Genomic DNA, 11002 nt, shown 5'->3' on the forward strand with positions numbered 1-11002 from the left:
CCCGACGATACGCTTACGCGTGACGGCAGTGGCCGCCGGATGATGCCAGGCGGCCTCTAGGTCGGCCCCCATTTGCAATAGGCGCTGGCGCTCTTCGGCGCTCAAAGCGGCCGGCCGCTGTCGGAGCTGAACCTCCAGTTCTTCCTCGAGTGCGCGTACGGCCGCGAGGGCCCCATTCCACCGCCGCTCGAGTTCGTGAGCAACCAGACGATTCTCGGGGTCGACCGTGTCATACTGTTGGCGCGCCCTGGTGGCCTCATATCGCGCCTGTTCGAGCGCCAACTCGACCTGGCGCTGTTTTTCGCCAGACTGATGCTCGCGCTGTGCGATCGCCTGGATGGCCGTTTCAACGCCGAGCGGCTGCAGCAACCGCACGATCTCGACTCCCACCGCCTCGTCGACCCGTAATGCGCCAAACGAGATACAGGGTCACCTTCCGGATTGCTCCGGGCGCGTCACACTTATAGCGGCCGACATCACCCTTGGCGCCATTATAGCCAACAAGCAGCCGGCGGCCGCATTGACCGCAGCGCAATAGACCGGCGAGCAAAGCCTCGCCCTTGCGCACGGCCCGCGCACCATCATGCCCTGCGGTTGGCATTGTCAGCGATCAGCCGTCGGTTCCTTTCAAAGTCTGCCCAGGGACAAATAGCCTTCGTGATGATCAACGAGCAAGACTGCTTAATCTGAGCGATCTTTGCGTCGGCCGCGCACGATTCGCTTGCGGCCATTCTCGATTATCGCCCGACTTCCGGTTCGGCCAAAGGCGTTCATTCTGAAGCAGGGAGCGGATGGGTTTGCTGTGGCGGAGATCTGCCGGAGGGCCGGGATCAGCCAGGCGACCTATTTCAACTGGAAGAAAAAATATGACGGGCTGCTGCCGACAGAGATGAAGCGGCTGAAGCAGCTCGAGGACGAGAACGGCAAGCTCAGAAAGCTGGTCGCCGACCTGTCGCTGGACAAGGAGATGCTGCAGGACGTGATCCGCCGAAAACCGTGAGGCCTGGTCGCAAACGCGAGCTGGTGGCCGATACCTGTGCTGATTGGAACGTGTCGATCCGGCGAGCGTGCCGTGTTCTGGAGTTCGACACCTCGACCTATCACTACAAGTCCCGCCGCCGTGACCAGGCCGGCCTCGAAGCTCGGATCAAAGACATCTGCGCGACGCGGGTTCGCTATGGCTACCGGCGCGTGCACGTGATGCTCACGCGGGAGGGCTGGGACATCAACATGAAGCGACCTATCGCATTTACAGGGACTTGGGCCTTCAACTGAGGAACAAGACGCCGAAGCGCCGGGTGAAGGCGAAGCTGCGAGACGATCGCCAGCCAGCCGTCGAACCCAACGACGTCTGGGCGATGGACTTCGTTCACGACCAGCTCGCGACGGGCAAGAAGATCCGGGTCCTGACGGTCGTAGATACGTTCTCACGCTACGTGCCGGTGCTCGACCCACGCTTCAGTTACCGAGCCGAGGATGTGGTCAGGATGCTGGAACAGGTCTGCCCCAAGATCGGCTATCCAAAGACGATCCGGGTCGATCAAGGCTCGGAGTTCGTCTCCCGCGACCTCGATCTGTGGGCCTACACCAAGGGCGTCACGCTCGACTTCTCGCGACCGGGAAAGCCAACGGACAACGCTTACATCGAAGCCTTCAACGGCCGCTTCAGGGCGGAATGTTTGAACGCCCACTGGTTCCTGACGCTTGCCGACGCGGCCGAAAAGTTGGAGGATTGGCGCAGATACTACAACGAGGTGCGCCCCCATGGCGCAATCGGGCACAAGGTTCCGATCTCGTTGATCAATCCCGATGGCGCCGTCAGCCCGCCATCGTGAAACAGCCGGAAAACTCCACCTTCCGGCGGTCCAAAGAATGGTATCGGATCAATCAAGGCCCGGACTCTAATCTCAGATGGAGGAAATTCTCAGTGCAGGTCAATTCGACCGCGTGACCCCGAGATAGGGCCTTGAATGGATGGAATCGATTCCAAACCGCCGCAGTGGAGTGAACATTCCGGCCGGGCGAGCCAACCGCTTGGGCGATAGTTCTCACGCCGAGCTTCCTGCAAACCTTGTCGAGATGAAAGGCAACGGTGCGCCCTTGGTCCCCAGAATGCAGCCGATATCCCAAGCGGACTTGCCGCAGCCCTTTGCAGGCACTCATATTCACGGGGTGGAAGCGAAACGCCGTCCACAATTCGATTGCCGGATGAAACCAGCTGAAGGCTCGGAGAGCGGCTGACTGCGTAGACAGTCGGCAAATTGAAAGCCCGGCAGGAGACTAAGCTCACTGCCGGGCCGGCACGCCTTGGGAGGTGGCCTAAGCCAGTATGCTCGCGCATTAGTCTCCAACCGCTTTTTGAGCTCCGGCAGGATCTGGAAGGCATGGGAGACGATGCGTAGCGTAAGGGCGGCCAGGATTCTTATGCATAAGCCTCAACAACAGTGTGTCGAAGATTTGGGCGCCGCCGCCGGTGGGGCCGGGATGCCGGTGGCCGGAGCGCGCACATGACAGGCAACAACCCGCCCATCTGCCATCGGCATCAAAGGAGGGACCTCCATGCGGCACCGCTCGATCGCGAGGGGGCAGCGCGGATGGAAGGCGCATCCCTTTGGCGGGTTGATGGGGCTCGGCACCTCGCCCTCGACGGGCACCTCCAGCCGGACCCGCGTCGGATCCGGCACTGGTGCCGCGGCGATCAGCGCCTCGGTGTAAGGGTGTACTGGTTTGGCGAACAGCGCCTCGCATGGCGCGAGCTCCACGATCCGCCCCAAATACATGACCGCAACGCGATGGCCGATATGCTCCACGACGCCAAGGTCATGTGAGATGAAGACGAAGGCGATGCCCATCTTCTGCTGGAGATCCAGAAGCAGATTCAAGATCTGCGCTTGCACGGAGACATCCAGGGCTGAGACCGCCTCGTCGGCGATGATAAGCGAGGGCTGGAGGGCCAGCGCCCGCGCGATGCCGAGTCGCTGCCGCTGGCCGCCCGACAACTCGGATGGCAGTCTGTGCATTATTTCGGGCGACATCCCGACCTTTCGGAGAAGGTCTGCAGCAAGCGATTGGCGTTGCTTCCGACTGAGGCGCTCGAAATTCTCGACGGGTTCGGTAATAATTTGCCCGGCAGTAAGGCGCGGGTTCAGCGACGAGTAAGGATCTTGAAATACCATCTGCATCCGACGGCGCCAGGCGTGAAGCGCCTCCTTCTTGAGGCCCGCAATATCGGTCCCGTCGATCAGCACGCGCCCGCCCGTCGGCTCCACGAGCCGCATCAAGAGCCGCGCGACAGTCGACTTGCCGCAGCCGGATTCGCCGACGATGCAAAGCGTCTCGCCCGCTTCGACGGAAAAGGATACATCCTCCACCGCCCGGATCACCGGGATGCTTTTCTTGAAGATTCCCGCACCGAGCGGATAATGCTTGGTCAGATTCTCTACTTTCAGCAAAGGACCACTCATGCGCCCACTAGCTCTTCGGCGCGCCAGCAAGCCGCGGCGTGGCCCGGCCTCACATCACGCAGGGCGGGCGTCTTGTTGCAGCAAATATCGATCGCGAACGGGCAGCGTGGTGCAAAGCTGCAGCCCAAAATGGGCTCGCGCAGACTTGGCACGATGCCGGGAATTTCCGGAAGCCGGCGCTGTCGGCCGCGCCGCCGGTCAGGCACCGATCGCATGAGGCCCTGAGTGTAGGGATGCGCTGGACGCGCAAACAAATCTATCACGTTCGCCTGTTCTACGATACGGCCAGCATACATCACGATCACGCGTTGGCATGTCTCGGCTACAACACCCAGATCATGCGTGATGAACATCACGGCCGTTCCAGTGCGCTCTTTCAGATCGACGATGAGCCGCAGGATCTGTGCTTGGATGGTGACGTCGAGCGCAGTCGTCGGCTCGTCGGCAATCAACAGTTCCGGTGAGCAGGCGAGAGCCATGGCGATCATGGCGCGCTGGCGCATGCCGCCCGACATTTCGTGGGGATAGTTGTTCACGAGACGCTCCGGGTCCGCGATGCGGACGAGACGGAGCATCTTTTCGGCCTTTTCCATGGCCACGGAGCGGGACGCTTTCGTGTGGATCTGGACCGCCTCGGCGATCTGGTGGCCGACCGTATAGACCGGGTTCAGGCTCGTCATCGGCTCCTGGAAGATCATGGCGATCTGGTCGCCGCGAATCTGTCGCATCTCCCGATCGGACAGTTCAAGCAGGTTGCGACCGTGAAAGCGGACCTCGCCGCCGACAGTCCTGGCGGTCAGCTTCGGCAGCAGGCGAAGGATGGAGAGAGCAGTGACGCTCTTACCGCATCCCGACTCACCGACGACGCCGAGTGTTTCGCCTTTCTTCACCTGGAAGCTGACGCCGTCCAAGGCGCGGGTGACGCTCTCTTCGCCGTAAAAATGCGTCTCAAGGTCTCGAACATCGAGAAGCACGTCGTTCCCTGCAGTTTGATCCATCTGCATGTTAGCGCCTCCGCTTGGCGCGGGGATCGAAGAGGTCGCGCAAACCGTCCCCGAGCAAGTTGACGGCAAGGACCGTGACGGCAAGGCAGATACCGGGCGCGAAGATCGTCAATGGGGCGATGGAGAGATACAAGCGCGAGATGGCGATCATGTTACCCCAGCTGGGGATCTCAGGCGGCACGCCCACGCCGAGAAAGCTCAGTCCCGCCTCCGTCAGGATCGCACTGGCGCAGACAGTAGCTCCCTGGACCATCAGCGCAGGAATGGTGCTCGGCAAGATATGCCGCCAGAGCACCTTGGGCAGGCGCGCACCGCCGCAGAGCGCGGCCTCCACGTAGGGACGCTCGCGAACACCCAGAACCACCGAACGAACCAACCGCGCGACGGCTGGCGTCTCTGGGATCGCGATGGCGACGATGAGGATGCCGATCCCCGGTCCTGTCAGAGAAATGAGCGCAATCGCCAGGAGAATCGTTGGGATCGACATCAGGCCGTCCATTACCCGCATGACGACGTTGTCGAAGCTGCGGCTGTAGCCGGCGATGACACCGATCAGGAGCCCAACCATGGCTGCGCTCGCTGCCGACAGCAGCCCGACCATGAGAGAGATCCGGGCGCCGAAGATCGTTCGCGCAAACACGTCCCGGCCCAAATTGTCGCTCCCGAACCACATCTCGGCCGAAGGCGGCTGGAGGCGCTTGAATGGATCCATGTTCACCGGATCTCCGGCGTAAAGCGGGGCGGTGAGCGCCAGAATGATCAGAAGCGCCAACAGGCCGCCGCCTGCAATGACCAGCGGATGACGCCTGGCCAGACGGGGAAGGTCAGATATTCGCAGGCGGCCCATCGGGACGTATTCAACTGGCGCGGATAAAATCGTCATTTCAGTACCGGATGCGGGGATTGATAAGCGTATAGGCAAGATCGACCGTGAGATTGATAAGAACGTACAGACCCGAAGTCAGGATGAGCACGCTCTGAATGATGGGATAGTCGCGATTGTTGATCGCATCCACGACCAGCCGACCGATACCGGGTATGTTGAACACCGTTTCCGTGAGGACGACTCCGCCGATCAGGTAGGCGAAGCTTATGCCGATGACGGTCAGGATCGGGACGCCGGCATTCTTCAAGGCATGGTGGAAAAGCATGGCATAGGACGAAGCGCCCTTGGCCGCGGCCGTTCGCATATAGTCTTCCGACAGGACCTCGAGCATGCTCGCCCGCGTAACCCGCGCGATGAATGCGATGTAGCCAAGACTTAGCGCCACTGTGGGCAGGACCAGGTGCACAAACCAAGGCCCGAGGCCGCCATCGATCGGCACATATCCCTGGACCGGTAGCCAGTGCATCTTGATGGCGAAGAAGTATATGAGAAAATAGCCGATGACAAAGACCGGGACGGAATAACCAAGTGCCGAAAAGGCCGCGAGGAAGCGATCGACGAGCCCGCCAGATCGCCACGCGGCGAGAATGCCGAAAGAGACCCCGACCGACACCGAAAGGATCATCGTCAGGATCGAAAGGGAAATGGTCGGTTCCAGCCGCCGCGATATCAGTTGGAGAACCGGTCGCCCAGTGAAAATCGAATTCCCGAAATCGCCGCCGAGGATGCCCAGCGCCCAATGCACGAACTGAACTGGCAGCGGCTCATTGAGTCCCAGCCGCTCGCGGATGCCGGCGATCATCTCCGCCGTGGCCTCCCTGCCGGCGATAATGGTCGCCGGATCCCCCGGCGCCAGCCTTAGAAGCAGGAAGATGAAGATCCCGACCACCGCCATGACGGCGATGGTCGAAACGACTCTGCGTAGGATGTAGGCCGCCATTATGAGGTCTTCTGCATGTTCCACATCGGGAAACCGTACGCGCCGGGGACCTCGAGGAGGCCCGTAAGCGCCTTTCGGTGGGCAGTTGGCTGAACCGCGTGACCCAGAAAAACGCCGCCGACGAAGTCCCACCAAATGCCTTGCATCTTGCGGGCCAACGCCTGGCGCTCTGCGAGCGTATCGACATCTGCCCATTTCGCCCGAAGAGCCTCGTAGTCATCGTTCTTCGGCCAGCCGAACCAGGCCTCGTTCCCATTTGCGCGCAAGAAGGCAGCGCTGATCGGATTGGCGATACTGTAGTCAGCGATGAAGATGTTCCAGCCCCCATCCTCGATGGAGCCCTTGTTCGCTCGACGCGCGGCTAGCTCACTCCAACTCATCGGTGCAAGCTCGGCGCTGACCCCAATCTTACGCAGCGAGGCCGCCAGAAGCTGCGAGGCATTGCTGCCCGCCGCCCAATCCGTGGGTTGGAGGATGATGATCTTCTCACCGGCATATCCGGCTTCCTGGAAGAGTTGCCTAGCCTTTTCCGGATCGCCACCCTTCTTGAACCATTCCGTATTCTCGTCATTGGAATAGAGGGGACTGTTTGCAAATATCGAAGTCACGGTTTGGGTGTATCTCGGGTCGGGGTGCATGACGCCCAGGAACGCCTCCTGGTCGATCAGATGAAGCATCGCCTGGCGCGCCTTCACGTTGTGGAATGGCGGCTGCAGAAAATTCATGCGCACGTACAATGTGCTGCCCCCCTTACTTAGAACCTGCAGTTCAAGATCGGGATCGCTTTCGATCACCGGATAAAGATCGGCGGGTGGCTCCAAGACGAAATCAGTCTCACCTGCCTGCAACGCGGCTAAAGCAGTCTGCTGATCGGCAATATTCTGCCAGATCACGCTATCAACCTTGACGACCTTTGCGCCAGCGAACCCGTCGGGCCGTTCCTGGCGTGGTACATACTTTTCATTGCAGTCGTACGTGAAGCTCGCGCCCGGCTTGGCAAGAGCCTCATTGAAGATGAAGGGCCCCGATCCGATATTCGAGGTCACCGGCTCGGTCGCAGGACGATCAGCATCTTTCTGCCGCATGATAGGTAGGTAAAGGCCCTCCACCAGCGCATCAACTAGAATCCCCAGTGGTTCCTTAAGAGCGATCGTGAAGGTTTTTTCGTCCTTCTTCGAGATATCCCTGGCCCGGGCCATGATCAGTTTTCCACCGGCATCCACCTGGGCCCAGCGTCGTATCGAGGCCACACAGTCCGCCGCGGTGACGGGGCTACCGTCGTGATAGTTTAGGCCATCGCGGAGCTCGAAAGTGTAGCTCTTCCTGTCCTCGGAAACGTCCCAGTTCTCTACCATTTGCGGCTGCGGCGCAAGCTTGGAGTCCAGCGCGAACAGCGTGTCGTAAATCGCAAAGCCATGCATGCGTGTGATGTCAGCCGTCGATCGAATCGGATCGAAGACCGTAAGGTCCGACATCACCATCCGGACCGTCCGGGCATCATCTGGCGATGGCTGCGCCCGAAGGACCGATGGCATTGATAACGCCGTTCCGGCGGCCACGCCTGCCTTGATCAAGTCTCGTCGAGTGATTGTCATGTCTATTCCTCCCCTTTTGGCCGGATTTCCGGCATTGCGAATGCGCTGATCACAGAGACCCGCTCCGCCTTGCGCAAACATTGTTTGTTGCGACAAAAAACCCACGAGCCGGATTGTTTTGAGGTGTGGTTTACCTCCGCGTTCGCCACTTTCTAGTTTAGACGAGGTCGCGGGAAATCTTCTCCGACCATGATTTGCAAAAGATGCGATCGCCGTTTTCGATAGCATTGAAATCAATCTGCAAGTGGAAGTCGGTCTTGGTAGCGGTCAAAACTGTCCGCCCCTCGACTGCTGTCTGCCAAGCTCCGCGACCTCCCTCAAACCGTTCGTAGACCTCCGTGCGAACTGTAGATGGATCATTTTCGGCAACCGAAAAGATCATATGCTTTTCGTGCCCAACAACCGTGCCGATGGGATCGAGACGCACTAAGCCGTCGTCGCGCTTGACTGTGAGACTGACGACGCTTGGTACAAGGTCGATCCGAATGAACCGATCGGCGCTGCCGGGCCTCAGCACCGTTGTCGCCATTGGCGCAGAAGCCTCCGGGGTCTTGAAAACCGGTAAGTTCGAGTCAGCGGGTTGGGGCGTTCGGATCGGCAGATGCACATGGCTGGCTTCCGCCCGCACCGTCAATCTGGCGCGCTCCGGCGCCGGCAATGCGATTGGCCAGTAGACAGTGGAAATAGAGAGCCGGATCCGGTGGCCCGAGGGGAAAGTATAGCCGATCTCATTCATCGCAAGGCGGACGCAGTACGACTTTCCAGCTTCCATCGGCTGTAGGTCTTGGTGTCCGTCGCGGTGCGACAGATTGAGCAGTCCGTAGGTGACCCGTGTGACTTCACCTGATGGGCTTACATCGCAGAGACGTGCTGCGAGGATCGCGGTGGGCTTGTCGCAAGTGATCTCCAATTCAAGAAGGGGCGCGCCCAGAATGGGCGTGGCCTCCGTCATGAGTTCGCTGTCAAAAATCAACGATCCCCCATCGTCCCACCGCTGATCCAGCGGCATCTCTGGACCNCTCCGTCATGAGTTCGCTGTCAAAAATCAACGATCCCCCATCGTCCCACCGCTGATCCAGCGGCATCTCTGGACCAAGTCCTCCGAGCCCATAGGCGCACCATTCGCCGCCTGCGATCCCGACCGTCATGGGGGAGCTGATTTCAAGACTGGCTTCAGGCAGCGGTTGCTGCGATAGTCTGCCGAGGCCCATATGGTAAACCCGTGGCGATACGTGGGGAGACGGCCAACTGGGGTCGGCAACCCAATGCCCAGGCCGCTCATCGTAGTGGGCAGCAGGCTCCACCGAGTCGAGCATCCAGCTACGCAACATTGGCTCCCGCATAATGCCGGTATCCTCGCCCTTCAACCGTTAGCCGGACCAGCGTACGAAACNTCCGTCATGAGTTCGCTGTCAAAAATCAACGATCCCCCATCGTCCCACCGCTGATCCAGCGGCATCTCTGGACCGAGACCTCCGAGCCCATAGGCGCACCATTCGCCGCCTGCGATCCCGACCGTCTCAGGCGAGCTGATTTCGAGAGTGGCTTCCGGCAGCGCCTGCTCTGACAACCTGCCCATCCCCAGGTGGAAGGTCCGCGACGATTGATGCGGAGACGGCCAGCTGGGGTCAGTGACCCAGTGCCCAGGCCGCTCATCATAGTGCGCGGCAGGCTCCACCGAGTCGAGCATCCAGCTACGCAACATTGGCTCCCGCATAATGCCGGTATCCTCGCCCTTCAACCAGTGATCCCACCAGCGCAGGCATTCTTGCAGAAAACCGATAGCGGGACCGGGAACACCATAATGAGGGTATTTATGACCCCAAGGTCCAAGCAGGCCTTTACGGGGTGCGTCCAGGTTCGAGAGAAGCCGGAATACTGCGTTGGAAAAGCCATCCGCCCACCCACCGACTGCGAAAACTGCGCAATCGATTGCCCCATGATCTTCGCAGACTGACCCTTGCTTCCAGAACTCATCGCGGCGCCGATGAGTGAGCCAATCGATCATAGTTGGCCGCGCATTCTCCAGCCGCTCCATCCACATCGAGCGCCAGCGCTCCTCGCCGACAATCTCGGGATCGGGCGACTGCGTCATGCGCACGAAACAAGACGTGCCCCAAACCAATGTATCGTTGAGGACACATCCGCCCATGTGTTGACCACCATCGGCGAAGCGATCATCAGTCGAGCAGAGTGTAATGATCGCCTTCAGGCCCTTGGGCCGGCGCGCGGCGACTTGCAAGGCGCTGAACCCACCCCACGAGATGCCGATCATTCCCACATTGCCACTGCACCAGGCNATGATCGCCTTCAGGCCCTTGGGCCGGCGCGCGGCGACTTGCAAGGCGCTGAACCCACCCCACGAGATGCCGATCATTCCCACATTGCCACTGCACCAGGCTTGTCGCGTTATCCATTCGATGGCCTCGACAGCATCGTCCTGCTCTTGCCTGACATATTCATCCTCGAAAAGCCCCTCAGAATCGCCAGTGCCCCGGATATCTAGACGAATGCCTGCGTATCCGTGCGATGCGAAATAACTGTATGTGCTTTCGTCCCTCGGAGCCGTTCCATCACGTTTGCGGTATGGGATGTAGTCGATAATCGCTGGAACCGGATCGGAAGTCGCATCCTCCGGCAGCCAGATTTTTGCAGCCAAACGCGTTCCGTCAGAAAGCGGAATCCACACATTCTCGATTAACTTGACGGGTCGCGGTCCTGTGGCAATCTTCATTAGTTACCTTCCATGTTGCAAATGGGGAAGCGCCTAAGAAGCGGGTTTCATTTCGAGCCGTCTGACCGGCATATTCGTCGATGACCAGCTAATCGCGCTGCCGGTGCGTCCAATCTTCGCATTGATCAGTGCGGCGACGACAAAGTCTCGATCTTGGGTGCCGCTCGAATCGTCCGCCGCGCTTCCGCCCTAATCTGCGAGAAACTTGTGTTTCAACGGTCATGCCGGCCTCCAGATAATCTCTGCCGCAGACCCCGCGAACCCACGCACTATTGCCGGAGACCGGCCATTTGACCTACTGCAAAAGTCTCACGCACGAGTTTACAAAAACGCCGTCGGCTGACCGCGCATGTGTTTGCCGGGAAGCTCGCAGTTCAGT

The 11002-nt window shown here is 60.0% G+C and carries 8 protein-coding genes and 1 pseudogene; 2 read left to right on the forward strand and 7 right to left on the reverse strand.

Annotated features, from left to right (window positions below):
* The first annotated feature begins 195 nt into the window (after nucleotides 1-195).
* Nucleotides 196-408 carry a hypothetical protein gene (locus X735_RS1000000169125; RefSeq protein ID WP_023814270.1) on the forward strand — a complete coding sequence of 71 codons (213 nt, stop codon included), beginning with the start codon at nucleotides 196-198 and terminating at the stop codon, nucleotides 406-408.
* 328 nt (nucleotides 409-736) lie between these two features.
* Nucleotides 737-1835: pseudogene (locus tag X735_RS01000000166520) on the forward strand (IS3 family transposase).
* 600 nt (nucleotides 1836-2435) lie between these two features.
* Here the strand turns inward: X735_RS01000000166520 and X735_RS136700 are convergent.
* The 7 genes from X735_RS136700 to X735_RS0135470 form a co-directional block, all read right to left on the reverse strand.
* Entirely contained in the window at nucleotides 2436-3464 is a 1029-nt protein-coding gene (locus tag X735_RS136700; protein WP_023814275.1) for a dipeptide ABC transporter ATP-binding protein, read from the reverse strand.
* Entirely contained in the window at nucleotides 3461-4468 is a 1008-nt protein-coding gene (locus X735_RS136695) for an ABC transporter ATP-binding protein (RefSeq protein WP_031213955.1), read from the reverse strand. The genes X735_RS136700 and X735_RS136695 overlap by 4 nt, the downstream gene beginning before the upstream one ends.
* A 1-nt stretch (nucleotide 4469) precedes the next feature.
* A complete protein-coding gene (locus tag X735_RS136690) occupies nucleotides 4470-5351 on the reverse strand; it encodes an ABC transporter permease (RefSeq protein WP_031213958.1) in 882 nt (293 codons plus the stop codon).
* Between the two features lies 1 nt (nucleotide 5352).
* Nucleotides 5353-6294 carry an ABC transporter permease gene (locus X735_RS136685; protein ID WP_023814278.1) on the reverse strand — a complete coding sequence of 314 codons (942 nt, stop codon included), beginning with the start codon at nucleotides 6292-6294 and terminating at the stop codon, nucleotides 5353-5355.
* Nucleotides 6294-7889, reverse strand: coding sequence for an ABC transporter substrate-binding protein (locus X735_RS136680; protein ID WP_023814279.1), 1596 nt, complete (start codon nucleotides 7887-7889; stop codon nucleotides 6294-6296). The genes X735_RS136685 and X735_RS136680 overlap by 1 nt, the downstream gene beginning before the upstream one ends.
* 157 nt (nucleotides 7890-8046) lie before the next feature.
* Nucleotides 8047-8898: a CocE/NonD family hydrolase C-terminal non-catalytic domain-containing protein gene (locus X735_RS01000000166525; protein ID WP_023814280.1), complete on the reverse strand. Its 852-nt coding sequence runs from the start codon at nucleotides 8896-8898 to the stop codon at nucleotides 8047-8049.
* 354 nt (nucleotides 8899-9252) lie between these two features.
* Nucleotides 9253-10623, reverse strand: a complete 1371-nt coding sequence (locus tag X735_RS0135470) for a CocE/NonD family hydrolase (protein WP_023814281.1) — start codon at nucleotides 10621-10623, stop codon at nucleotides 9253-9255.
* Nucleotides 10624-11002 lie beyond the last annotated feature (379 nt).

Source organism: Mesorhizobium sp. L2C084A000, from assembly GCF_000502875.1.
GTDB lineage: Bacteria > Pseudomonadota > Alphaproteobacteria > Rhizobiales > Rhizobiaceae > Mesorhizobium.

Coding starts and splice junctions, on each gene's coding strand:
- X735_RS136695 (WP_031213955.1), bottom strand. CDS start 4,468: ATGCAGATGGATCAAACTGCAGGGAACGACGTGCTTCTCGATGTTCGA.
- X735_RS136680 (WP_023814279.1), bottom strand. CDS start 7,889: ATGACAATCACTCGACGAGACTTGATCAAGGCAGGCGTGGCCGCCGGA.
- X735_RS01000000166525 (WP_023814280.1), bottom strand. CDS start 8,898: ATGCCGCTGGATCAGCGGTGGGACGATGGGGGATCGTTGATTTTTGAC.
- X735_RS136700 (WP_023814275.1), bottom strand. CDS start 3,464: ATGAGTGGTCCTTTGCTGAAAGTAGAGAATCTGACCAAGCATTATCCG.
- X735_RS136685 (WP_023814278.1), bottom strand. CDS start 6,294: ATGGCGGCCTACATCCTACGCAGAGTCGTTTCGACCATCGCCGTCATG.
- X735_RS136690 (WP_031213958.1), bottom strand. CDS start 5,351: ATGACGATTTTATCCGCGCCAGTTGAATACGTCCCGATGGGCCGCCTG.